Source organism: Veillonella sp., from assembly GCF_018381775.1.
Lineage (GTDB): Bacteria > Bacillota > Negativicutes > Veillonellales > Veillonellaceae > Veillonella.
In genome coordinates, this window is the sequence record NZ_JAGZRH010000003.1 from 93,662 (window position 1) to 118,869 (window position 25,208).

Genomic DNA, 25,208 nt, shown 5'->3' on the forward strand with positions numbered 1-25,208 from the left:
TATTAATCCTTTTTGATACGTTCTACTTTTAACTCATTACCTGCAAGTAAACGTTTGATATTATCCCAATGGCGAACAATGACAAATAAAGCAGCCAAAGCGCCAAAGCCAACGAACCAATAAGATTCGCCTGTAAAATACATTAAGATTGGTACCAAAGCGGCAGCTATAATTGATCCTAGTGATACGAGCTTAGTGAAATAGACAATAACGCCCCATACCAAGAAGGCAATCAAAGCAACTAATGGTGACAAAGCAATTAATACACCTAGTCCTGTAGCTACACCACGACCCCCTTTAAAGCCTAAGAATATAGACCAGTTATGGCCCATCATAGCAAGGATACCACCTAAGATCATATACATAGGTCCATAAGAGGATAATAATATTACCCCAGCCGCGCCTTTTAAGGCATCACAGAGAAATACAGGTAATGCAGCTTTGAGACCTATAACGCGATATGTGTTAGTGGCACCTATATTTTTAGAACCATATTGGCGGACATCTGTATTAAAGAAGGTCTTACCGATAATTAAACCACTAGGAATTGAACCAATAAGATATGCCAATATAGCATATACGATAACCATAATATCCATTAGTCTTCATCATCTCGTTTCTTACCACGCAACACTAAACGAATTGGTGTTCCTTCAAAGCCAAAGGACTCACGTAATCTATTTTCCAAGAAACGCATATACGAGAAGTGAATTAACTCTGGTTCATTTACAAACAAAATAAATGTAGGTGGTTTAACACTTGCTTGTGTCATATAGTAAATCTTTGGAATTCTGCCATTACGAGATGGTACAGGATTTACTGTTTGAGCATCTTGCAATAATTGATTTAATGTACCTGTAGATACACGGCGATACTGTTGTTCAGAAACGAATTTCAACATATCAGCTAAGCGATGAATACGTTGCTTAGTCAATGCAGATGCAAATAGAATCGGCGCAAACTGTAAGAAGCCTAATTCATCATAAATATCTTCAGTAAATCGCAGTGTTGTTTTATCATCTTTTTCAACAAGATCCCATTTGTTTACAACAATAATTACACCCTTGCCTGCTTCATAGGCATAACCAGCAATTTTCTTATCTTGTTCTGTAACACCATCTTGAGCATCAAGCACAAGAACAACAATATCCGAACGGTCTACAGAGCGTAAAGAACGCACAATACTATATCGTTCAACAGCTTCTTCGATTTTAGATTTACGTCGCATGCCTGCAGTATCGATAAGGACAAATTTTTGATCTCCATGAGTCCAATATGTATCGATGGAATCACGTGTTGTCCCTGCTACATCCGATACGATTACGCGGTCTTGCCCTAATAATGCATTAGTCAAAGAAGATTTACCTACATTAGGACGGCCAATAACCGCTACGTGAATAGTATCTTCATCATCAACATTTGTACCAACTGGAGGGAAATGTTTAACCGTATCGTCAAGCAAGTCCCCTAAATTCATTAAATTCTTAGCAGAAATACCAATTGGATCACCTAAGCCAAGATTATAGAATTCATAAATATTAGGTTCTTGATTAACACTGTCAATTTTATTAACAACTAAAACTACAGGTTTGCCGCTAGCACGTAATATATTTGCAACTTCTTCATCAGCCGGAACAATTCCTTGTTTACCATCGACAACAAATAATATTACATCCGCTTCTTCAATTGCTAATTCAGCTTGTAAACGCATCATCTTAGGAATAACATGACTATTATCTGTTATGAATTCGATACCACCTGTATCTATCATTGTAAATTCACGATTTAACCACTCTGCGTCAAAGTAAATACGATCCCGTGTTACACCAGGAATATCTTCAACAATAGAGATTCGTTTATTAACAATGGCATTAAAAAGTGTAGATTTCCCAACATTTGGACGACCTACAACAGCCACTAATGGTTTTGCCATGGTTTCACCTCATTATCTAATCTAATACATTACTATATTTTATCATATTCTACGTAAAGTACGCAAAAAGGCTAACCAAGGAAACCTTGGTTAGCCTTATATTAGACAATGAATTATTCAGCGTCTTCTGCAGTTTCTTTTGCTTCCATCAATTCAGTTAAAGCCAAACCCAATTTCTTTTCGTCTTTGTTAAGAGAAATGATTTTAACTTCTACTTCTTGACCGCGGTTTAAGTAGTCTTCAACTTTCGCATTACGTTGTTTTGTAATTTGAGAAATGTGAAGTAAACCTTGAATGTCGTCATTAACAGCTACGAATGCACCGTAAGCTACCAAACGAACAACTTTGCCGTTAATAACATCGCCAACATGCAATGTTTCTTCAGCTACGTCCCATGGGCTCTTAGTCAAAGCTTTTAAGGACAAGGATAATTTGTTGCTTTCAGCGTCGAAGGATTGTAATTTAACTTCGATTTCTTGACCAACGGAAAGAACATCTTCCACTTTTTTGATTTTTTGCCAAGAAATGTCGGAAATGTGAAGTAAACCTTCAATACCACCGATATCTACGAAAGCACCATAAGGCATGATTTTACGAACAATACCTTTATAGTTGTCGCCAACGTTGATGTTTTTCAATGCTTCAGCTAATTTAGCTTGACGTTCTACTTCCAATACTGCACGACGGGAAAGAACCAAACGGTTTTTCTTTTCGTCGATTTCAAGTACTTTAGCTTCGAATTCTGTACCAACCAAGTTGTCCAAGGATTTTACGAAATGAACATCACCTTGGGACAATGGAATGAAACCACGAAGGGATTTAACTGTTACTACCAAACCTGCTGGGATAGCATCAATACCTTTACATACGATAGCTTCATCTTTTTCTTGTGCTTCGATAACATATTGCCAATCTTCATCTTTAGCCAAGCGAGTCATGGAAAGATAAATAGGATTATCTTCTTTGATGTGGTTCATGATAACTGCTTTAATTTCATCACCATTTTTCAACACATCTTTGGCAGATTCTGGTGCTGGATAAGAAATTTCAGTTCTGTTCAAAATGGCTTCAGTTTTGTAGCCAAAAGATACATAAGCGCGTTCATCTTCAACTTGAACTACTGTACCTTCTACAACGTTCCCTTTCTTAAATTCTTCTTGACCTTCTGCTGCTAATAATTCTGCAAAATCTTTCATTGTCTCAATGACCTCCTTAATAATCCAGTCGGGAGTCGATGCTCCTGCTGTAACTCCTACCGTCTGTACTCGGTTAAACCATTCCAGTTGTAATTCAGTAGAAGTTTCAATGTGATAAGTTGTACATCCAACGTCACGACAAACCTCTGCCAATCGGTTTGTGTTTCCGCTATTCTTACCGCCTATCACTATCATAAGATCTACATTACGTGCTAAGTCAACGGCAGAGTTCTGTCGTTCTTGCGTTGCATTGCATATCGTTTTGAAAACCTTAAGATTCTTAGATTTTTTCTCTAATATCTCTATTATACTGTTAAATTTGAATTGTGAAAAGGTTGTTTGTACAACAACACCCATTTTTTCCACAATTTGTAGTTTTTGGGCGGATTCTTCATCTTCGATGATTATTCCTTTGTTATTTGCCCATAAATTGATACTTTTTACCTCAGGATGGTTTTTTTCGCCCAAAATCACCAAAGTCATTCCATCTTCTATGACAGACTTAGCATCTTGTTGCGCTTTTTTTACATGAGGACATGTAGCATCTAAAATATGTAATCCCTTTTCTTCAGCTTCTGCATAAATAGCAGGGCCTACACCATGAGATCGAATAATCATTGTCCCTTCGTCAATATCTGCTACCTCTTGAATAGGACTTACACCTTTACTTTCAAGGCGACCTACAACTTGAGGATTATGAATGATAGGACCTAATGTATAACTTTTACCCTTACCATCGGCAGCTTCATTAGCCATTTCAACGGCTCGCTTAACACCGTAACAAAAGCCATGGTTTTCAGCCAAAATTATTTCCATAAATTCTCCTCTATACGATTTTCATGATACGAATCTATCATGCGTTGAATTTCACCTTTAACGCGGTCATTAACCTCTTTGATTGCTTCAGGTGTTGGTTTAGCTTTATTTACAGGAACTTGTTTACCAATAATACAAGCTACTTGATTTTTCTTCATATTATGAGATCCAATAATAGCAACTGGTGTTATACCAATGCCTGTACGCAATGCAATTGATGCTGCGCCATCATGAAATCTCCCAAGCTTACCGCTCTTTTGACGATTTCCTTCAGCAAATATCCCTAGCACCTTATTGTCTTTCAATAATCCTAAGGCATGACGTATAGCTACCTTGTCGATAGCACCGCGATTTAGTGGAAATGCACCAAGCCATGTACAGAAAAATCGAGAAATGGGATTCACAAATAATTCCTGTTTCGCCATGAAATGTACATGTCTAGGTAATGCATAGCCGCAGATAGGCGGATCATTGTTACTCAAATGATTTGGTACAACAATAACGGGACCTTCCATAGGAAAATTATCACGCCCATATACCTTTAGTCCATAGCCGACTTTATAGCGCAACCAAAAGGCAGTACGCCAAAGCCATGTAGAAAATTTATTCATCTTAGATTCGCTCCTGTACTAGATGTAATATATGTTCCACTGTTTCATCAAACGTCATGTTACTAGAATCAACAACAATAGCATCCTCAACGCACACCAGTGGAGATTCATCGCGATTTTTATCCATTTCATCGCGACTTTCAACATTCTTTTTGATATCTTCTAATGATTGTTCATTAGAAGTACCTTGAACTTCAAGCCATCTACGTTTTGCTCGTGCATCTACAGATGCTGTTAAATATATCTTCAACTCAGCCTTTGGTAGTACAACAGAACCTATATCGCGACCATCTAAAATAACACCACCAACAGCAGCCATAGCTTGTTGTCGTTCAACTAAGTATTCACGAACACCTTTATAAGAGGCAATAGTTGATACATTCTCATTGATTTGTTGTTGTCGAATTAGATCTGTCACGTCTTGACCTTTTACAAATACTTTACAAGCATTTGCAGTAGGCTCTAATGTTAAATCTAATGAAGGAAGCAATGATTCTACATCTTTTTGATTGTTCACATCAACATGGCTATCGAGAACCGCCCATGTTACACCTCGATACATAGCGCCTGTATCGATATATAAATAACCCAATTCATTGGCCACTACTTTTGAAATACTACTTTTACCAGCCCCTGCAGGACCATCAATAGCAATGGCAATTTTTTTTGTATTCATAATAACCTCTATTCTTCATCACCATGTACAGCATGCATAGCCGCCACATAACCAGTAGAAAACGCAGCTTGTAAATTATAGCCGCCCGTAAAGGCATCAATATCCAGAACCTCACCAGCACCATATAAGCCTTTTACCAATTTAGACTCCATGGTTTTGGGACTAAACTCTTTTAACGAAATACCACCGGCTGTAACAATTGCTTCTGCTACAGGGCGTAACTCCTTTACAGTTAATGTCATATGTTGTAATACATGACATAAACGCATACGTTCTTCTTTTGTAATTTGATTAATTGGTTTGCTTGGATCTAATTCAGCAAGGTTTATCACAATCGGAATCAGATTGACAGGTAACAAATCTTTCATCCCATTAGCTAATTGTTTTTTTGAATATAAATCAAAATCCTTCTGTAAGCGTTTGTCTAAAACTTCTGCAGTTAATGCAGGCTTCAGATTTATTTCAATAGTGATTTGTGGATTTTTCTTACGCAACAATTTACCTACTGTATGACTTAAAGACAAGATTGTAGGACCCGTAAGGCCGAAATGAGTGAACATCATTTCCCCAAATTGTTTCGCTTGTACCTTATTTTTAGAAATAACGGATACCTCAACATTACGAAGACTAAGCCCCATAATATCTTTTACCCAAGATTCCCCTGTTACAACTGGTACCAATGATGGTCTTATATCCGTAATGGTATGACCAACTTTTTTAGCTAAAGCATATCCATCACCAGTAGAACCAGTTAACGGATAAGAGGCACCACCTGTACAAATGATAGCGGCATCACAAGCATATTGTTCCTTATCTGTTGTAACCCCTACAACACGACCATCCTCAACAGTAATAGATGTAACAGGTTCATTTAAATGAACTTGAACTTTATACTTTTTAAGGATTTTCATGAATATATTGCGTACTTCTAAAGCAGAATCAGATTCTGGGAATACACGTCCCCCTCGTTCAACCTTAGTTTTTAAGCCCCAACTATGTAATAATTCAAGCAAGTCTTCATTACTAAAGCGTTCATAAGCGCCATATAGGAACTTACCATTACCAGGCGTATTTTTAATGAACTCGGCCATATCTGCACTATTTGTAATATTACAGCGACCTTTACCTGTAATGCCCATCTTCTTACCAACCATATTCATTTTTTCTAGTAAGATGACACGTGCCCCTTCACGACCAGCTATAACTGATGCCATAAGACCTGCTGCACCACCGCCAATGACTACAATTTGTTTCATTCCTTACCTGCTCCTAACGCTTTTAGGGCTTTTACTTCACGAATTGTAAGCTGACGAGAACCCCCACGTTTAACACCACCTAAGGTAAGCCCCGCATAGGCAATTCGTTTTAAGTTATGAATACGGTACCCAAAGTGTTCAAACATACGACGAACCTGTCGATTACGACCTTCATGGATTGTAATTTCTACTTCATGAACACCATTATGATCATCAAAACCGAGATCTACAATTGTTGCAGGAGCTGTTATACCATCTTCCAGTTCAACACCATTGGCAATAACCTGTAAATCTTCATCACGAACACGGCCCTTAATACGCACTTCATATGTTTTTTCTACGCCCTTAGACGGATGAGTTAAGTTTTGCGCCAACTCACCATCATTTGTCAACAACAATAAGCCTTCTGTATATAAGTCAAGGCGACCTATTGGATAGATTCGTTTTGATTCATTTTTAATATAATCTAAAACAGTTTCACGACCTTGAGGGTCAGACACAGATGTAATAACTCCCTTTGGTTTATTTAATAAGTAATAAACTGGTTTCTCTTGGGCTAATAATTGGCCATTAACCTTAACTTTATCCTTTTGAGGGTCAATTTTTACACCTAATTCAGTGATTCTACGACCATTAACCTGAACTTTTCCTTCTGTAATCAATTCTTCTGCCTTGCGTCGTGATGCTACACCACAACTAGCAATAAATTTTTGTAATCGTTCCATATTATCCTTCTGTTTCTGAAACTTCTTGATGTAAAGCTTCAATAGATTCTACGCCAGCACTCCTTAAAAACTCGTCAGTTGTTCCGTAAAGAATAGGTCTTCCTACAGTATCTTTATGACCTAGTTCCGCAATAAGAGATCGATTGAGTAATTGTTTAATAATCTTATCACTATTTACACCGCGGATTTCTTCAATTTCAGCTTTAGTTATAGGTTGTTTATAGGCTATGACAGCTAATGTTTCCATCGCTGCATTAGATAATTTATCCTCTCTCTTACGGATATGACCTACATAGTCAGCACTTTCCATGGCACTAACTAACTCAATACCTGCTCCAGATACTCTCAAACGGATGCCGCGATTTTGCGCTTCTAGTTCCCGTTGTAATGTATCTACATAATCTTGTACTTCCTCTTTTGAAAGTTCAAATACTTCTTCAAGCATTTCTATTGATATAGGTTTTGCCGATGAGAATAACACGGCCTCTAAATGCATTGTTGGTAAGCTCATATAGCCCCCTTTCTATACGGTACCTTCTAAGGCTGCAGTGAATATAATATCATTCTCTTCATAGCGCATTTCCATAACTTGTTGCTTCAACAATTCTAAAACAGCCATAAAGATTGTTACCATACCACTTTTTGTTTCAATTGCTATTAATAACTCTCTAAAATATAAACTTTCACCACGTCGTACTCGACTAGATAAAGACAAAATCATATCCTCTAAACTATAACTGTCTTTTTCAACCTTGACCTCGCGAATAGGCTCCTCTTCAGGTAATTCCTTAGCGCGTTTTATAGTCTGATAAAAAATCTCATATAATCGGGAAAGTTCTAAACTATATACATTATCTATCCCAAGTACGCTTGTTTCTTCAGGTCTACTAAATATATTGGCGGATACAGCCGTACGTTCCATCAGTATAGCTGTAAAATCTTTGATTTTTTTAAACTCTACTAATTTAGCTACCAATTCATCACGTGGATCTTCAACATCCTCTGGCTCAGGTTCAGCTTTAGGTAATAGCATACGCGATTTAATCTGTAACAAAGTAGAAGCCATTACAAGAAACTCACTACTATAATGAATATCAAAATGATTCCAATTATCTAAATATTCCAAGTATTGACTCGTAATTTCAACGATAGGAATATCGGTGATTTCTATTTTATGTTTTTCAATAAGATGCAAAAGCAAGTCCAAAGGACCTTCAAAGACATCCAACTTGTAATTATAATCTCCCATAAACCCCAATCCTTAGAAAATATACTTTAACTATATAATTATAAAGCATTTATAGTAGTACTTTCAAATAATTGTTTTTTTTACAGTCATCTGCTATCTTTATTATAGTAATTATTATATATTATAGAAATAAATTATTGTGTATTCCTTCAAGAGGGGATTTATTATGTCATCTAATTTAAAGCAAATTGGGAGAAACCCCATCTTTCGCTTTGGTATCATTGGTATTGCTTTATATATAGCTCTATTTTTCATCTATGAACCTATTACACTAGGTCTAGATGTTGAAGATATAACGATTTTAGCAGTACCAACAATTGTAGGTACTTTTTTATTTCAATATTTTATGGGATGTACCGTTTTTCATAGACCATTTTTGGGATATGGCTTAGTCGGTATTCTTTGGGCCCTTACATTCCCACTTTTGTTCCACTGGTCCTATGTAAAACCTTTATATTTTTATGAATTTGCTAATGATTTTTTATTTGGCTTATTAATCTTTATGGGTTTATCGGGGATTCAATTTTTACTGAACCAAACGAATCGTCTCCATAAAACTACATCATTAATCATGGCTATTATTACCATGATATTGAGCCTTATCCCATTCTTACAAATAGGATACTATCTAACTACATGGCATTGTTTAACGCCAGCTAGTTTACTAGCAGTATACATGACAAATCCTGAAGAAGCATTTGGTTTCTTAAAAAATGCTGCTGGTATTCCTGGTCTTATCGCTGTTGGTATTGGCCTTGTAATATGGACCTATCTACTCTATTGGTCTAATCTAGGAATGAAAGCGGTAGTAAACTTAAATACTACACGACCTATGCGCTCTACATTACTCATTGCATCTATAGTAGCATTCTTAGTATACGTACCATTCTTCTTATTCCCGAAAACATGTATTGTAGCAAACTGGATTGCAGCTGGCGACTATGTAAAACAAATGCAACAATATAATGATAACCATCATTTAGTATTCGATTCCTTCAATTTGGATACAAAGGAAACTTCTGCTAATAAAACACCAGGTACTATCATATTAGTCATCGGTGAATCTAGTTCTCGTGATTATATGAAGGTATATAATCCAAACTTCCCTTATGATGATACGCCATGGCAAGGTACTATGCGTGCAGATAATAAAGATTTTGTCTTCTTTGATAACGCATATTCATCGTATGTACAAACAGTACCTACCCTCGAACGTGCTCTATCTGAACGTAATCAATATGATGATAAACCGTTCCTCGATTCTGCGAATATTTTAGATGTTGCTAAAAAAGCAGGATATACTACTTCTTGGTTTAGTAACCAAGGTGTATTTGGTGAATATGATACAGCTATTTCATTAATGGCTAAAACAGCAGACACCACTAAATGGTCACATGAATCCTATGCTTTCTCTGACCGCTATGATGAATCACTCTTACCATTATTACAGTCTGTTGATCCAAGTAAAAATAACTTTATTGTCATTCATATCATGGGTAGTCATATTTACTACAATGACCGTTATCCACATGAATTTAGTAAATGGAAACAAGGTCCGTATCCAGATGGTCAAGAAGCATATGCTAATAGTCAATTATATACAGATTGGTTATTACAACAGATTTATACTTATGGTAAGGAAAAATTAAACTTGCAAGCCATGGTGTATTTCTCTGACCATGGTGAAAGCTTGGATAAATCTCATAATCCAGATACATTTGACTTTGTTATGACCCATATTCCATTCTGGATATATTTATCACCTCAATATCGTGCTGAGTATCCTCAAACAGCAGAAGAACTCTCTAAACACGAACATCAATACTTTACAAATGATTTACTATATGACACATTGATTGGTCTTATGCACGCACCTAATCAACGGTATGATGTAACAAGAGACTTTAGTAATGATAAGTATCGATTCAATTTACATAACCTAACTACCTTACTAGGGGAACAACCATTAACTAATGATCCTGTAAACGCAGGAAAATAAACCTTAACATTTTCAGTAATATAAAAGCATTTTATTATGTTAGTATAAGTAGTTTAGGTTTCACTAACACGAAAAAAGAGATGAGTTAAAAACTCATCTCTTTTTTTTGTTCCATTAATAGGTCAATATCTTCTTCCGTATAAACCTCTATATTATTCATTAATAGGGCCTCTACAGTACATCCATGCCCCTCTCGCAGGGTTTTACTAAAGGTACCATCATAAATGCGCTTATAACCGCAACTAGGACTTTTTGCTTTCATTAGAGCCTGCTTACATCCCTGTTGCATTGCTATATGCAATGCAATTTGAGCCCCTTTATAAAATTCTGTGGTTACATCAGTTCCATTAGCCATACATACACGTTTACCTTGTCGTTCCGCAGGGTCTCGAGGTATGGTAAGACCACCTAATACTTCTGGACATACGGATACCAGATCAAAAGTATCCTTTAACAGTGGTAACTGTTCTATAAGATTATCTTTTCCATCATAACGACAGGATACGCCACATAGACATTCACTAATTAATAATTTTGCTTTATTATTCATAACTTTATTAAACATAGATAATCGTATTTGAAATATGCCATTCTAATAACAAACGCACTCTCATATTTTTAAATTATACACATTTAAAATCTAGATTTACATAAGAAAAAAGACTAACCGAAGTTAGTCTTAATTGGTGCCGAGGACCGGAATCGAACCGGTACGGTTGTTTCCAACCGACGGATTTTAAGTCCGTTGCGTCTGCCTGTTCCGCCACCCCGGCATGGGTAACGATTGTGGAGGCGGCACCCAGAATCGAACTGGGGAATAAAGGTTTTGCAGACCTCTGCCTTACCGCTTGGCTATGCCGCCATATAAAATTGGAGCGGGAAACGAGATTCGAACTCGCGACCCCCGCCTTGGCAAGGCGGTGCTCTACCGCTGAGCTATTCCCGCATGTACATGGTGCCTCAGGACAGAATCGAACTGTCGACACACGGATTTTCAGTCCGTTGCTCTACCAACTGAGCTACCGAGGCATGAATGGCGACCCCGATCAGATTTGAACTGACGATCTTCGCCGTGACAGGGCGACATGTTAACCGCTACACCACGGGGCCGTATCCAAAGTACTTGCTTAGTATATCGGTTATCAGGACTTTTGTCAACACTATCCTACAATATTTTTGATGAATTCTTCTTCATCTTTTAATGTTGTAGATTCTTTATGTCCTGGTTCGACAATTAAATCCTTTGACAACGTTAATATATGCTTCAAACTAATGATTAAATCATGGGGATTACTCTTATAGTTGTCGGTATTTCCTACATTTTGTTTGAATAAAGTATCTCCAGAAAAAAGATGTCCACCAATCTCCAAACAAACTGATCCAGCACTATGGCCTGGTGTATGATGTACGATTATTTTAAAAGGCCCTACTTCTAATTTACCAGCCACTAAATCTTTACAATTCGTGTACATCTTCTTTTTATATACACTAGGTCTACGTCGGATTAGTTGTAATAACTCTTGATCCAAAGGATGTAAATAAGCAGGAATATTATAATACTCACAAACCTCATCAAGAGCCGATACATGATCACAATGACCATGTGTTAATAATACTGCTATAGGCTCAGAATCTCCTACCATTTCAATTATATGCTTACAATGAAACCCGGGATCAATAATAAGAGATTTTCCATCTTTAATTAATACATAACAATTTGCTTTATAAAGCCCTAGAGGGCGTTTTATAATATTCATATTATTCGCCCTCCTATAGGATACGATACCGTTTAGCAGATTGTTTTTTTATAAAATACCCTTCCCAGAATTGAGGATGAAGCATAACAAGAATTGTAAATAATTCCAAACGACCTAATAACATATCTGCCATTGCTACGCATTTAGCACCATCAGACATACTACCAAAGGCATCTGTAGGCCCAAAGCCACCAAATCCAATGCCAACATTACTAAGAAAAGCTGTTATAATTTGCATCGCATCATAAGTAGACATTCCAGAACAAGTCATAAGGAAAACAGATATAACGTAAATCATTAAATATAAAAATAAAAATTGCTGTGCCATCTGTATCCATTTAGTAGGCATCGGTTTACCATTAATGCGCACGACTTGTACCATCTCAGGATGAATTGATTTTCTTAAATAAATAATGCTGCTCTTAATTAGAATAATGAGACGAATAATTTTTACGCCCCCTGTTGTAGAACCACTACAACCACCAAAAAATGATGAAATAAATAACATCATCTGTGCAGCGGCTGGCCATAAATCATAATCGCTTACAGCAAATCCACTACCAGTTTGAATCGATACATAATTAAAGGAAACATCTCTAAAGATTTGAATTGGATCATTAATATTTGATTGTACTGCCATCGAAATTGATATTATAGCAATTCCAATAAAAATAACTAGCCAATACATACGTGTTTCAAAATCATCAATCAAAACACGAATGCCTCTTTGCAGTGCATTATAATATACTGCAAAATTACCACCAGCAAGTATCATGAAAAATATAAATACAAAACAGATATAGTTGCTTTGTTCATAAATAAATGTACCAGCAGATGTAGGTGCAAAACCACCTGTAGCAATAATGGAAAATGCATAATTTAATGCATCAAAAGGCTCTATACCACCAGCCCACAGCATAACGAAACAAATGGCGGTAAAAGCAACATATAAACGCCAAAGTTTACTGGCCATTGATTGAATACGGGGCATAACAACACCAGGTTTTGGTACCGATGCTTCTGCATTAAACATATGAGCTGCGTCTGCACCTAAGTTCTTTAAGAACGATAAGATAAGGACAATAATCCCCATCCCACCAATCCAGTGCATTAGTCCACGCCATAAAACATATGTCTTAGGTAAATCATCTACACTATTAATAATTGTAGCTCCAGTTGCTGTAATCCCTGATGTAGCTTCAAATAGAGCATCAAATACATTGGTTAATATACCACTGAGAATAAATGGTAAGGAACCTAAGATAATAGTTAATATCCATGTAGCTGATACAACTAAAAACCCATCACGAAGACTAAAACTTTGAGTTTCATGACCATAATAGGATAAAAGTCCACCTAAGCCAAATGAAATACCAGTAGTAACCAAAAACGACCAATATGCAGTTTCAAATACGATACCATATATAAAAGGAATTAATGTAAAAATCCCAAATATATATAATAATCGCCCCACTAAGGACATGACAATTTGAATGCGCATAGTCCCTCCATACTAAGTAAGATATTTAAGTAATTTACTTACAGATTCAGGTAACGCAAATAGAACAATGTGATCTCCATCTAAGATTTCAGTATTACCACGTGGTACGATGGCTTCATCACCACGTAAAATTACACCAACTAACGCCTTCCCTGGTAAACGGATGTCCTTTAATTGTTTACCAGCCACAGGTGATTCACTTGTAATGGCAACCTCTATAGATTCCGCTTTTCCACCTTCAAAGGTCGAAATAGATAAAACACCTTCTCCACTACGCACGAAACGTAAAATTTGACTCGCTGTAAATAAACGTGGCGAGAATACCACATCAATCCCCACTTGTTCCATAAGCATAATGTATTCAGGTCGACCTACGCGCACAACTGTCTTTGGTATGCCCATATGCTTGCCTACAAGAGCAACGAGCAAGTTGAGCTTATCATCATCTGTAACAGCAATTATAACATCACTATCTGCAATTTCTTCTGCTTCTAAAAGGTCAAAGTCTGTAGCATCTCCATTGATAACCATGGACTTATCCACAAGATTAGCAAGTTTTTCACAGCGGTTAAAATCTTTTTCAATGACCTTAACAGAGAATCCAGCTTGTTCTAAAAGAACTGTTAGATTTCTACCTAATAGACCAGCCCCAATGATAACAGCCCGTTTATAAAATGTACTGTGATTATGGAACCAAAGATTTTCCACTTCTTCAACAGACTCTTTTAAGCCTAAGAAGAATACACTGTCATCAACTTGTAGAATACTTTCACCATGGGGAATAATCATTTCACCATAACGTAAAACCCCTACTAGTAAAACACCTTCAGGGAATTTAATTTCTTTTAAAGGTTGACCTATTAATGGAATATCATCTGTAATCTTAAATTCCATAAGGCGTACAGTACCTTGGCCAAAATCTTCTACATCAATAGCTGATGGAGTCTCTAGAATTTGTAAAAGCTCTTGAGCCGTAACCATTTCAGGATTGATAAATAAATCGACCCCTAATTTAGCACGCATCTCATCATCCATATGTTCTGCTACGGTATTATCTCGCACACGAGCAATCGTTGTAGGAACACCTGTAATTTTAGCTACAGAACAAGATAACATATTTACTTCATCAGAATCGGTAACAGCAATAAACATTCCTACATCATCCATACCGATTTCGTTGAGCAATTGTATATCACTGCCATTTCCTTGAACAAGGCTAACATCTAGTGTATTTTCAAGATTTTGTATACGTTCTGGAGAACGATCAATTACATATACATCATGATTATCTTGTATCAAGCGTTGTGCCAAGGAATAGCCAACCTTACCAGCACCTACAATGACAATTTTCATCGCCTTTATTCCTCTTCTTGTGATTCATTACCAACAGGAGGTGTCCATTGACGTCCTGTTTCAGTTAACAATGTCCAACCATCATCTTGAACAATTTTTTTCTCTTTCATCAAATGCCCTAAAGCACGCTTAAAGGCAGCTTTACTGATATTGAATTTATCTTTAATCAACATCGCAGAAGACTCATCGCTATATGGCATCTTGCCTCCACGATTAAGAAGGTACTCCATTATAATGTCTCCATCAGAAATGAGTGCCTTTTCCTTAGTAGGACGCATCGATACATTGACACGACCATCTTCACGTTTAAAGGTAACACGACCTTCAACCATTTCTCCAACCTTTAATTTTCTAGTCATCTCAGAACGATGTAAAAAGGCAATCCATCGTTCAGGAGTGATGAAGAATGCCCCATCACTAGTCAAGTTGTAGATAGCGCCTTTAACAAGTTGTCCTACTTTAGCATCTGTAGCAGCCTTAGATGCGCGACGCATTTCGTCATCAACATCCATAGATACCGCAAAACGACCAGATTTATCTGTATAGAGTCGAACCCAAACTTTTTCGCCCACTTGAGGACGACCACGCATCTCTGCGTGAGGCATGAAGATACCACGCTCAGTACCAACCTCTACGAAACAGCCAAAGTTTGTAGTATTGATTACCTCAACATACCCAATTTGCCCTACCTTCATCGCTGGTAAACGCATAGAAGCAGTCAAACGCCCCTTTGGATCGCGATATAAAAATACCTCTACTTCATCACCAATGGCAACAGGAGATGTTTGTTGATCCTTATGGAGCAAAATATCATCATTTGTATTGCCAGTTTGACCATCTAGAAAAGCCCCTTGATCACTAGTACGCAATACTTTTAATGTGGCAATTGTATTTTCCAACAATTCTGTAGCCATACTATACTCCTTCAAATGGAACTCGAACTGCATCATTCCATAATTCTTCTAAACCGTAGAATTCTCGCAACTCATCACCACCAAAGACATGACAAATAATATCGCCAAAATCAAGTAAAATCCATTCACCTTCGCGATAACCTTCTCTATGATTTACTGTCATGCCCAATTCTGCTGCTTTATCTTCCATTTCATCAGCAATACTCTGAGATTGCTTAATATTATTTGCACTAGCAATTAGAAAGTAATCCCCTAACATAGATACACCTTCTAAATCGAGAATTTCGATATCTCTGCCTTTTTTATCAAAAGCTGCTTGTGCTAATTGTAATACGATTTGTTTAACTTCTTCTTTATTTTTCATACTATTCCCCTTTTAACGTTTATTAGTACTCTCATCACCCGGTTCTGATGGCTTTGTGATAGTACCACCATTATGTTCTGATTCAGGTGCAACCTTGGCTGTGCTATTAGTTGGAGCTGTTACAAATTGTGTCATTTCATTGGCTGGTAGATTTCCCATCGTAATGCCTACTAATCGTTGTGCTTCTGTTGGATTTACCTTCCAATATGTCATATCGCCAACTAACTCTTTTTCACCAGGAAGAATATAGAAATGAATCTCTTCCTTATTAATTTTGCTAGCATTATACACAAGCTTAATGGCATCTAATGTAGAAATATTACTATCATAATGATCCCAAATTCTCCAAATATGCCATGCATTTGTTAAGAAGAATGAATTATGCTCTTCTTCTACCCAAAGTTTCAAAAATCTTTCTTGTCGTTGTACACGTGTAAATGTATCGTGTTTTGGATCAGAATATCGTAAATAGGATAAAGCCTTATCACTATCTAATGTTTGATATCCTCGTTGCAAATCAATATCTTTATTTCCCTCTGCATCCACGTGTTCCATAGTCTGTTCTACATAGATTTGTTGATTTCCTAATACATCGTTAGTCTTTTTGAAAGCATTTTGATTAACTACAACATAATATGGTATAGAAATATGGAACATATCTTCTATAACAGCCTTTGTTAGATCAATACCACCTTTTTCATAGATGCTATTGAGCATACTTGCATCTGTCTGATCTCTATTATCAATTTTACTATTACTAGGAATGCCAATAACATCCATTGTTTTTTGATCTAAATTAATGGATAACAAGAATAGACTATCACTTTGACTAGGATTATTATCATCAGTACCGACAACAAGAATGTATAATGGTTTATCTAATCCTTTTTGTTCTACAGATACAGTATTACCATCTTGTTTATTTCCATTATCTACAGCTGTATCAGTTGTCTCAGTAGTACCTGTAACAGCTCTATACACATAAGATACCCCAGTATACAAACCATAGCCTATACCCCCAAGTAGGGCAAGTACTACAATAACAGCTACTATAAATCTAGGCCATTTAACAGATGACTTTTGTTGACGTCTTCTTCTACGACGGCGAGCTCTTGCTCGTTCACGTTCTTCCATATATAAACTCCATTATTTACAAGATTGTAACACATCATTACGACCAAGAATGGTCAACGGATAAATCGATAAATTTTGCTCTATAAGATGAATAATAGTATTATCAAAACCAAGCAATACCGCCTTATCTAAATCTAGTTCTGAAACGTTACGCAACTCATCCACACCGGGAAAATTTCGATTAGGCTCAATATAGTCTGCTAAAAATATCACCTTATCTAGCGTAGACATATGTACCTTTCCAGTCGTATGAACTCGAATGGCTTCTAAAACCTCATCATCAGATATAGAAAACTCTTTTTTTGCTCGAATCATACCAGCTAAACCATGTAAAAGATTACCATTACTTAATAATTCTTGATCAGCATCATAAGATTCACTTTTCACAAGATCTTGCATATCCTGTAAAGGCAATTCTTTAGCGCAATCATGTAGTAATGCAGCTAATCTAGCCTTTTCAACATCAACGCCATAAAGCTTAGCTAAATGAGTAGCCGATTCCACAACGCCAAGAGTATGCTTAAATCGTTTCTTGCTCAGCCATTGACTCACTCTAAGTTGTATTTCATCAAATGATAACATCCTTTATTCCTTCCCATAAATATGGTGTTCCTCAATATATTCCACCACACATTTTGGCAACATATATCGAACTGTTTTACCAGAGCGTAGACGTTCTCGTAAATACGTAGCAGATAATTTCATCTCAGGAACCTCCATAAGATGTATTTTTTCACGTGCTTTAGGGCCTAAAATCGTTAATGTTTCGTCAATTGCACTTGATCCATCAGGTCTTGTAGCGCCAATAAAGTGGACCTCATCTAATAATTCCTCAATAAACTTCCACGTTGGTAATGCACGAATTGTATCAGTACCAGCGATAAAGTAAAATTCAACATTTGGTCCATAAAGGACCTTAAAATGTTGAATAGTATCAACTGTATACGAAGGGCCTTCTCGACGCATCTCTACATCAGAAATCTCAAAATTAGGATTATCTGATACGGCTGCTGCCGTCATAGCATATCGATGACTACTATCTATTACATCATGTTGTTTGTGAGGTGGAACCTTGGCAGGTACAAAAATTACCTTTTCTAGGTTAAAGCTTTCACAAGCCACCTCAGCAATCATTAGATGCCCTAAATGGATAGGATTAAATGTTCCACCTATGATTCCTATACGACGTTTCTCTACCATAATAATGCCACACCCTTAATGACAATGACACTGATAACGATAAACAAGAGCAATGCCTTTCCATAGGATATCCATTCGTATCGACCTTTTGGAGTCTGAATATATCTGTAGTATGCCCTTATTAAGTTATATACGGTCTTCACTTTCGAACTTGGCCTTCTCCAAATACAAAGTATTTATATGATGTTAGTGCTTGTAATCCCATTGGTCCGCGAGCATGAAGCTTTTGGGTACTAATACCAATTTCTGCACCAAAACCAAATTCAAAACCATCAGTAAAACGAGTTGATGCATTGTGATAAACTGTAGAACAATCTACTAAGTTCATAAATACTTTTGCACGCATTGGTTCATCTGTTACTATAGCTTCTGAATGATGTGTAGAATATAAATTCACATGATCGATTGCTTCCTCAAGAGTATCAACAATACGTATATTTAAGTCCATATCATTATATTCTGTATTGAAAGAATCATCTGTTAAAGGAATTGTATTACCCATATATTGAGCTACAGCATTATCGCCGTGAATTCGTACCCCATATTCTTGTAACGCTACATCAAGACGAGGTAAAAACTCAGCAGCTACAGCTTGATGTACTAATAGAGTCTCCATAGAGTTACATACAGATGGACGCTGTACCTTTGCATTAATAGCAATTTCTAACGCCATATCTAGATTGGCATATTCATCGACAAAGGTATGACATACACCACTCCCCGTTTCAATGACAGGAATACTACTTTCATCAACAACACGGCGAATGAGTCCTGCTCCACCACGTGGAATAACAACATCAATATATTCACGTTGGTGTAATAGTACACCAACCATATCTCGATCTAGAACCTCCACGAGTTGAATCGCATCTGGCGTAATTCCAAGAGTTTCTAGGGTATTGCGCATAATAGACACAATGATTTGGTTAGTATGGAATGCCTCTTTACCACCGCGCAATATAGTAGCATTTGCAGTTTTTAAACAAAGTACACCAGCATCGATAGTCACATTGGGGCGCGCTTCAAAAATAATACCAATAACACCAAAAGGTACTACTCTTTTTTCTATAGTCAAGCCATTAGGACGTGTAATCGTTTCCATAACAGATCCCACAGGGCTTTCAAGAGTCGCCACTTGACGAACACCTTCTGCCATTTGAGCAATACGATTAGGTGTTAATGTTAATCGATCTATCATAGTTTGAGGTACATTATAATCGCCAGATTTGTCTAAATCTAACTTATTGGCAGCCATGATTTCATCGGTTTGTGCTTCTACAGCATCAGCGATTGCCAATAATGCAGAATCTAATGTACCTTGATCAATTTGAGCTAATTCAAAAGATGCCGCTTTAGCTCTTTGACCCATATCTTTACAAATTTCTTCATACTGGTTCATAGGATATCCTCAATGTAATAAAACTAGATTATTACGATGTACTGCTTCATCATAGGTTGTATTAATTCCTAAAATTTTAGCTATATCATTTGTATTATGACCTTTAATGGCCTTCATATCTTCGATGCCATAGTTAATAAGACCTCGACCGATTTCTTTACCATCATGGTAAATAGAGATGGTATCACCAGGCCCAAATGCCCCATCTACATCAATAATACCAGCTGGTAAAATGCTAGCACCTTTATCTAATACAGCACGAGCGCAACCATCATCAATAGTGATTGACCCTTTTAACCGTTTACCAAAGGCAAGCCAGTGATGTTTTCCTGATAAGCCAGCATCATGTGCTTCAAAGAGGGTACCAATATTTTCACCCTTACATACGCGGCGCACAGAATCCTCCACCTCACCGGATGTAATTACCATAGGTACGCCAGAGTTTGTAGCCATATGGGCTGCCTTTATCTTGGTATACATGCCACCTGTACCCATATTAGATCCAGCTCCACCTGCAATAGCATAGGTTTCATCAGTAATTTCGGAAACGACTTCTATCAATGTTGCATCAGGATGAGTTGCTGGATTGGCAGTATATAATCCTTCGATATCGGATAAAATGATAAGCAAATCAGCATCTACAATACCAGCCACGGTAGCAGATAAAGTATCATTATCACCAATTTTAAATTCCTCAATAGCAACCACGTCATTTTCATTGATAATAGGAATAACATTGAGTTGCAATAACGTATGTAGTGTATTCCGCAAGTTAAGATAACTATGACGGCCTGTACTATCTTCTTTTGTTAAAAGAATTTGACCTACTGTACGACCGTATTCACGGAACATACGCTCATACATATGGATAAGAATGCCTTGTCCTACGGCAGCAGCAGCTTGTTTCAAAACAAGATCTCTAGGTTTTTCTTTAAATCCTAGAGGGGCAAGGCCAGCTCCCGTTGCACCAGAAGAAACAAGGATAACCTCTTTACCTTGATTAGCTAAATCTGATAATTGGCGTACTAATCTTTCTATGCGCTCTAAGTTTAAATGTCCATTAGCATAACATAGCGTACTACTGCCTACTTTAACTACTATTCTTTTTGCGTCGATGATAGCACTGCGCATAGATTAACCTCCTAGGTCAACAGGTTATGACGTTCCCACTATAATAAAATTCAGTAATATGACGATTTACTTAGGTAAAATAATTTTAGGTTCTTTTTTAGCTTTATATAAAACACCATTAAAACCAATGACTTGGACTAATTCAGCACCTAACATATCGGCTAACTCTTGGAAAATCGTCTTATCTTCAGGGCTATTGTTGTGTAATTTCACCTTGATTAATTCACGAGCCATTAAGGCTGCGCGAGCGCTATCAATAACACTATTTTCTAAACCATTTTTACCAATTTGAACTACTGGTGGCATTGTTGCTGCCAAAGAGCGTAAATACCGTTTTTGTTTTCCTGTCATTATTACTCCTACTCTTGGAATGTAAAGCGTTGATCGCCAATCACAACTTCATCACCGTCTTTACAACCTTTTTCTTTTAATTTTGCATCTAGCTCCATAAAGCGCCAAATGCGTTGGAATCTACGAAGAGATTGATCATCACTTAAATTTGTCATTGCTACTAAACGTTCAATACGTTTACCTGTAATATAGAATGCAGCATCGTCACCACGAGTGATAACGAATTCTACATCTGGTTTTGCTTCGTATACTACTGTATCATCAGTTGCTTCCGGTTCTGGCTCGTAGTTTTCTACATAGTAGTATGCTCGTTCCATAAGTTCTGGTAAACCTTCGCCACTCAATGCATTGATAAGGAATACTTCGTAGCCTTTATCTTCAAAATATTTTTTTGTATCAGGAATTGTTGTATCATCAAAGACCATATCAATCTTATTGAGTGCAACAATTTGTTTTTTATTGGCTAATTTTTCAGAATATTTACGAAGCTCTTCGTTAATAGCATCAAAATCAATTTTTGGATCGCGTCCTTCCATACCAGATACATCAAGGACGTGAATTAAAATGTTAGTCCGTTCTACGTGACGCAAGAAGTTATGTCCTAGACCAACACCTTCGCTAGCACCTTCAATAAGCCCAGGAATATCAGCTAGTACAAAACTACGGTCCCCAGAGATTGTTACTACCCCAAGTACAGGTGTCAATGTAGTAAAGTGATAAGCCGCAACCTCTGGTTGAGCTTTAGAAACCTTACGTAAAATACTAGATTTACCTACAGATGGGTACCCTAATAAACCAACGTCAGCTAATACTTTTAGTTCTAGTTGTAACCAGAACTCTTCACCAGGTTCACCTTTTTCTGCAAATGTCGGTGCACGGTTAGCACTTGTTTGGAAGCGTGCATTACCACGGCCCCCACGACCACCTTTAGCAATAACAAATGTATCGCCATCGTTAACGAGGTCACAGAAAATTTTACCTGTTTCTTCTTCTTTAATTACAGTGCCCAACGGAACCGGGATAATCAGTGGCTCAGAACCGCGACCATGCTTATTGGAGCTTTCACCATTACCACCAGCAGGCGCCTTAAACTGACGTTTATATCTAAAGTCTACAAGAGTATTAATATTCTTGTCCGCTTTAAAAATAACGTCTGCCCCTTTACCACCATCGCCGCCACTAGGGCCGCCATTTGGCACGTATTTCTCACGGCGGAAGCTAGACATGCCATCCCCACCATCACCGGCCTTAACAAAGACACGCGCTCTATCTATAAACATATTTTAACTCCTATGCATTATTGCTGTAATAACTCTAATGCCTTTTTAATTTGAATATCATCTAATGTACTAGATGGATTTACACCTTTTGGTAGATCAAGCTCTACATCTGGTTTAATACCAATGCCGTCAATAATACGGTCATTTGGTGTATGGTATTTAGCTATAGTTACCTTAACGCCTTCATTATCAAGGCTAGGGTAAATAGTTTGAACTGTACCTTTACCATATGTATTAGTACCTAAAATAGTACCTAGTTTACGGTCTTGAATAGCACCAGCTATAATTTCAGATGCACTAGCAGATCCTTTATTAACAAGAACTACTAATGGCATAGCTACTTCTGGGCCATTCGACTTATAAACATCTTTTTTACCAGCTCGATTTTGTACCGTTACTAGTGTACCTGGAGGCATAATATAGTTAGAAATCTTTTCTGTTGTAGATAACAAACCACCAGGATTATCACGGAGATCTAACACCAGTGCCTTCATACCTTGAGATTGCAATTCTTTAAACTGTGTTTCAAAATCATCAGCTGTATTCTCAGCGAATTGACTGATACGAATGTATCCCACTGTACTTGTGAGCATTTTACTTTTAACAGTTGGTAACACAATGGATTCACGAGTGATATCAAAGTGCAATGTTTCACCATTGCGCTCTATATCAAGGGCTACAACAGTACCTGCCTCACCTCGAATTCGAGAGGATGCATCTTCTACAGTTATATCACTTGTAGATTGACCATCGATAGCAATAATATGGTCGCCAGGTTTAATACCCGCTTTGAAAGCTGGTTGATCTTCCATAATACTAACTGCATATAAACCTTTATCATCATGCCCAAGAACCATGCCTACACCAGCATAAGTACCAGATGTTTGCATTTTCATGGACTTAAATTCATCAGCATCTAAATAAACACTATGAGGCTCTCCCAAAGAGCCAATCAAACCTTTTAACATACCATCATAAAGGGTAGCTTTAGACATAGGTGTCATAAAGACTTGACTCGCAGCATAGTAGGCTACAAATAGTCTTGGTAACCCCCAGAATGAACCAGATAGATACCAAAACATGAGCCACATAATAACGATGCCAGAGCCTATGTATTTCAATAGGCTCCATAACACCGTACGTGTATCAAATTTCATATTATAAATATCCCATAGGATCCACAGGATCCCCACTTATACGAACTTCAAAATGTACGTGTGGTCCAGTACTATTACCAGTGCTACCAGCATAGGCTATAACTTGACCTTTAGATACATCTTGTCCTTCAGAGACAGCAAGCTCAGAATTATGGCCATAAAGGGTAGACATGCCATTACCATGGTCGATAACTACGGCATAACCATAGCCGCCCATCCAACCAGACCAAACAACGGTACCACCATCAGCAGCATGAACAGGTGTACCTTCATCAACACCAATATCTATACCAGAATGGTAAATCGTTGTTCCCCAAATTGGATGCGTACGATAACCATATGGAGAAGTAATTTCACCACTTACAGGCCAACCCAGTTGACCAGAACCTTGCACCCAAGAGTAACTTGGTGCAGACTGTTGAGCTGCTGCTGCGGCCGCCGCTTCTGCAGCAGCGCGAGCCGCTGCACGTTCCGCTTGACGTGCTTTTAATAGTGCAGTAATTTGAGCGGAAGAAGCATTGAGTTCTTCCACAGCTTGCATTGCAGTGGCACGATCATTTTGTGCTTTTTGAAGAACGACTTCCCGTTCTTTCTTCTTTTGTTCAATTTCAGCTTGTTTAGCTACTGCCGCCTTTTCAAGCTCCACTAATTTAGCTCGAGATTGCTCAAGAGCTTGCTTACGTGCAGCAATTTCAGCACGTTCTTTTTTGATTTCATCGATTAATTTAATGTCAGCATCAATAATGCGTTTTAAAATCTCTAGTCGATTTGCAAAATCACTAAAGTCTTTAGAACCAATAACAACATCTAAATAACTTAGACGACCATTGATATAAATGTCACGTACACGCTTATAAAATACGGACTCACGTCCTTCTAAACGTTTTTGTGCTTCTGCTAGTAACTTTTCATTAACAGTAATATCATTTTCAACGGCTACACGTTGTTGTTGAATAGACTCTAACTGTTGTTGAGCTTGACGCAATTGCTCTTCAATTTGACGCAACTGTTCAGATACGCTTACAATGACAGTTTCAGCATCAGCTTTAATAGAGTTTTGTTGATTAACTTGTTGTTGAATTGAATCTAATTGATTCGTTAAATCCTCATCTTCCGCAACAATGTATAGTGGTGTTCCCAGTACTACTATACCTGTTAAAATTGTTGCCACCAGACGGGATTTGATTGTGTTGTATTTCATAAACA

At 37.3% G+C, this 25,208-nt stretch carries 25 protein-coding genes and 5 tRNA genes; 1 reads left to right on the plus strand and 29 read right to left on the minus strand.

The window, feature by feature from the left end:
* Window positions 1-2: 2 nt before the first annotated feature.
* The 9 genes from plsY to KH109_RS02880 form a co-directional block, all read right to left on the minus strand.
* Window positions 3-599, minus strand: coding sequence for a glycerol-3-phosphate 1-O-acyltransferase PlsY (plsY, locus tag KH109_RS02840; RefSeq protein ID WP_060924658.1), 597 nt, complete (start codon window positions 597-599; stop codon window positions 3-5).
* Window positions 599-1,933 (minus strand): ribosome biogenesis GTPase Der, encoded by a 1,335-nt coding sequence (gene der, locus KH109_RS02845; RefSeq protein ID WP_060924659.1) that lies wholly within the window; start codon window positions 1,931-1,933, stop codon window positions 599-601. Before der ends, plsY begins: the two co-directional genes overlap by 1 nt.
* 113 nt (window positions 1,934-2,046) lie before the next feature.
* Window positions 2,047-3,945 (minus strand): bifunctional 4-hydroxy-3-methylbut-2-enyl diphosphate reductase/30S ribosomal protein S1, encoded by a 1,899-nt coding sequence (locus KH109_RS02850; protein WP_105085549.1) that lies wholly within the window; start codon window positions 3,943-3,945, stop codon window positions 2,047-2,049.
* Window positions 3,936-4,556 (minus strand): lysophospholipid acyltransferase family protein, encoded by a 621-nt coding sequence (locus KH109_RS02855; RefSeq protein WP_295215543.1) that lies wholly within the window; start codon window positions 4,554-4,556, stop codon window positions 3,936-3,938. Before KH109_RS02855 ends, KH109_RS02850 begins: the two co-directional genes overlap by 10 nt.
* Before the next feature lies 1 nt (window position 4,557).
* On the minus strand, window positions 4,558-5,232 hold the full coding sequence (gene cmk / locus KH109_RS02860) for a (d)CMP kinase (RefSeq protein WP_295215546.1): 675 nt from the start codon (window positions 5,230-5,232) through the stop codon (window positions 4,558-4,560).
* 8 nt (window positions 5,233-5,240) lie between these two features.
* Complete coding sequence (locus tag KH109_RS02865) at window positions 5,241-6,488, minus strand: NAD(P)/FAD-dependent oxidoreductase (RefSeq protein ID WP_295215548.1); 1,248 nt, start codon at window positions 6,486-6,488, stop codon at window positions 5,241-5,243.
* Window positions 6,485-7,213, minus strand: coding sequence for a pseudouridine synthase (locus tag KH109_RS02870; RefSeq protein ID WP_105085545.1), 729 nt, complete (start codon window positions 7,211-7,213; stop codon window positions 6,485-6,487). Before KH109_RS02870 ends, KH109_RS02865 begins: the two co-directional genes overlap by 4 nt.
* A 1-nt stretch (window position 7,214) precedes the next feature.
* Window positions 7,215-7,724, minus strand: a complete 510-nt coding sequence (scpB, locus tag KH109_RS02875; protein ID WP_295215553.1) for an SMC-Scp complex subunit ScpB — start codon at window positions 7,722-7,724, stop codon at window positions 7,215-7,217.
* A gap of 12 nt (window positions 7,725-7,736) precedes the next feature.
* Window positions 7,737-8,462 carry a segregation/condensation protein A gene (locus KH109_RS02880; RefSeq protein ID WP_295215556.1) on the minus strand — a complete coding sequence of 242 codons (726 nt, stop codon included), beginning with the start codon at window positions 8,460-8,462 and terminating at the stop codon, window positions 7,737-7,739.
* Window positions 8,463-8,628: 166 nt separating this feature from the next.
* Between KH109_RS02880 and KH109_RS02885 the strand changes: the two genes are divergently transcribed.
* Window positions 8,629-10,461 (plus strand): phosphoethanolamine transferase, encoded by a 1,833-nt coding sequence (locus tag KH109_RS02885; protein ID WP_287513488.1) that lies wholly within the window; start codon window positions 8,629-8,631, stop codon window positions 10,459-10,461.
* A gap of 85 nt (window positions 10,462-10,546) precedes the next feature.
* On the opposite strand, the gene KH109_RS02890 is transcribed toward KH109_RS02885, so the two are convergent.
* From KH109_RS02890 to KH109_RS02985, 20 genes are all read right to left on the minus strand, one after another.
* Complete coding sequence (locus tag KH109_RS02890; protein ID WP_295215563.1) at window positions 10,547-11,026, minus strand: DUF523 domain-containing protein; 480 nt, start codon at window positions 11,024-11,026, stop codon at window positions 10,547-10,549.
* Between the two features lie 119 nt (window positions 11,027-11,145).
* Window positions 11,146-11,234, minus strand: a tRNA-Leu gene (locus tag KH109_RS02895).
* Window positions 11,235-11,248: 14 nt separating this feature from the next.
* Window positions 11,249-11,323: transfer RNA gene (locus KH109_RS02900), tRNA-Cys, on the minus strand.
* A gap of 9 nt (window positions 11,324-11,332) precedes the next feature.
* Window positions 11,333-11,407: transfer RNA gene (locus tag KH109_RS02905), tRNA-Gly, on the minus strand.
* A 7-nt stretch (window positions 11,408-11,414) separates the two neighbouring features.
* Window positions 11,415-11,490, minus strand: a tRNA-Phe gene (locus tag KH109_RS02910).
* A gap of 5 nt (window positions 11,491-11,495) precedes the next feature.
* Window positions 11,496-11,571 (minus strand) — tRNA-Asp (locus KH109_RS02915).
* A 50-nt stretch (window positions 11,572-11,621) separates the two neighbouring features.
* Complete coding sequence (locus KH109_RS02920; RefSeq protein ID WP_295215567.1) at window positions 11,622-12,218, minus strand: MBL fold metallo-hydrolase; 597 nt, start codon at window positions 12,216-12,218, stop codon at window positions 11,622-11,624.
* A 13-nt stretch (window positions 12,219-12,231) separates the two neighbouring features.
* A complete protein-coding gene (locus KH109_RS02925; RefSeq protein WP_295215570.1) occupies window positions 12,232-13,719 on the minus strand; it encodes a TrkH family potassium uptake protein in 1,488 nt (495 codons plus the stop codon).
* Between the two features lie 12 nt (window positions 13,720-13,731).
* Window positions 13,732-15,072 (minus strand): Trk system potassium transporter TrkA, encoded by a 1,341-nt coding sequence (gene trkA / locus KH109_RS02930; protein WP_295215573.1) that lies wholly within the window; start codon window positions 15,070-15,072, stop codon window positions 13,732-13,734.
* A gap of 5 nt (window positions 15,073-15,077) precedes the next feature.
* A complete protein-coding gene (locus tag KH109_RS02935) occupies window positions 15,078-15,986 on the minus strand; it encodes a S1-like domain-containing RNA-binding protein (protein ID WP_295215576.1) in 909 nt (302 codons plus the stop codon).
* A gap of 1 nt (window position 15,987) precedes the next feature.
* Window positions 15,988-16,350: a ribosome silencing factor gene (gene rsfS / locus KH109_RS02940; RefSeq protein WP_024066146.1), complete on the minus strand. Its 363-nt coding sequence runs from the start codon at window positions 16,348-16,350 to the stop codon at window positions 15,988-15,990.
* Between the two features lie 12 nt (window positions 16,351-16,362).
* Window positions 16,363-17,484, minus strand: coding sequence for an LCP family protein (locus KH109_RS02945; protein WP_119208207.1), 1,122 nt, complete (start codon window positions 17,482-17,484; stop codon window positions 16,363-16,365).
* A gap of 12 nt (window positions 17,485-17,496) precedes the next feature.
* The gene (gene yqeK, locus KH109_RS02950; protein ID WP_257846571.1) at window positions 17,497-18,066 is read right to left on the minus strand and encodes a bis(5'-nucleosyl)-tetraphosphatase (symmetrical) YqeK; all 570 of its coding nucleotides are present in this window, start codon (window positions 18,064-18,066) and stop codon (window positions 17,497-17,499) included.
* A 3-nt stretch (window positions 18,067-18,069) separates the two neighbouring features.
* The gene (gene nadD, locus KH109_RS02955) at window positions 18,070-18,684 is read right to left on the minus strand and encodes a nicotinate-nucleotide adenylyltransferase (RefSeq protein WP_295215580.1); all 615 of its coding nucleotides are present in this window, start codon (window positions 18,682-18,684) and stop codon (window positions 18,070-18,072) included.
* Window positions 18,685-18,823: 139 nt separating this feature from the next.
* Window positions 18,824-20,083 carry a glutamate-5-semialdehyde dehydrogenase gene (locus tag KH109_RS02960; protein ID WP_295215583.1) on the minus strand — a complete coding sequence of 420 codons (1,260 nt, stop codon included), beginning with the start codon at window positions 20,081-20,083 and terminating at the stop codon, window positions 18,824-18,826.
* A gap of 9 nt (window positions 20,084-20,092) precedes the next feature.
* The gene (proB, locus tag KH109_RS02965) at window positions 20,093-21,214 is read right to left on the minus strand and encodes a glutamate 5-kinase (RefSeq protein ID WP_295215586.1); all 1,122 of its coding nucleotides are present in this window, start codon (window positions 21,212-21,214) and stop codon (window positions 20,093-20,095) included.
* A 66-nt stretch (window positions 21,215-21,280) separates the two neighbouring features.
* Window positions 21,281-21,565 (minus strand): ribosome assembly RNA-binding protein YhbY, encoded by a 285-nt coding sequence (gene yhbY / locus KH109_RS02970; RefSeq protein WP_024066152.1) that lies wholly within the window; start codon window positions 21,563-21,565, stop codon window positions 21,281-21,283.
* Between the two features lie 8 nt (window positions 21,566-21,573).
* Window positions 21,574-22,845: a GTPase ObgE gene (gene obgE / locus KH109_RS02975; RefSeq protein ID WP_119208216.1), complete on the minus strand. Its 1,272-nt coding sequence runs from the start codon at window positions 22,843-22,845 to the stop codon at window positions 21,574-21,576.
* A 17-nt stretch (window positions 22,846-22,862) separates the two neighbouring features.
* A complete protein-coding gene (locus tag KH109_RS02980) occupies window positions 22,863-24,002 on the minus strand; it encodes a S41 family peptidase (RefSeq protein ID WP_295215590.1) in 1,140 nt (379 codons plus the stop codon).
* Between the two features lies 1 nt (window position 24,003).
* Window positions 24,004-25,203, minus strand: a complete 1,200-nt coding sequence (locus KH109_RS02985; RefSeq protein ID WP_173015022.1) for a M23 family metallopeptidase — start codon at window positions 25,201-25,203, stop codon at window positions 24,004-24,006.
* Between the last annotated feature and the right edge of the window lie 5 nt (window positions 25,204-25,208).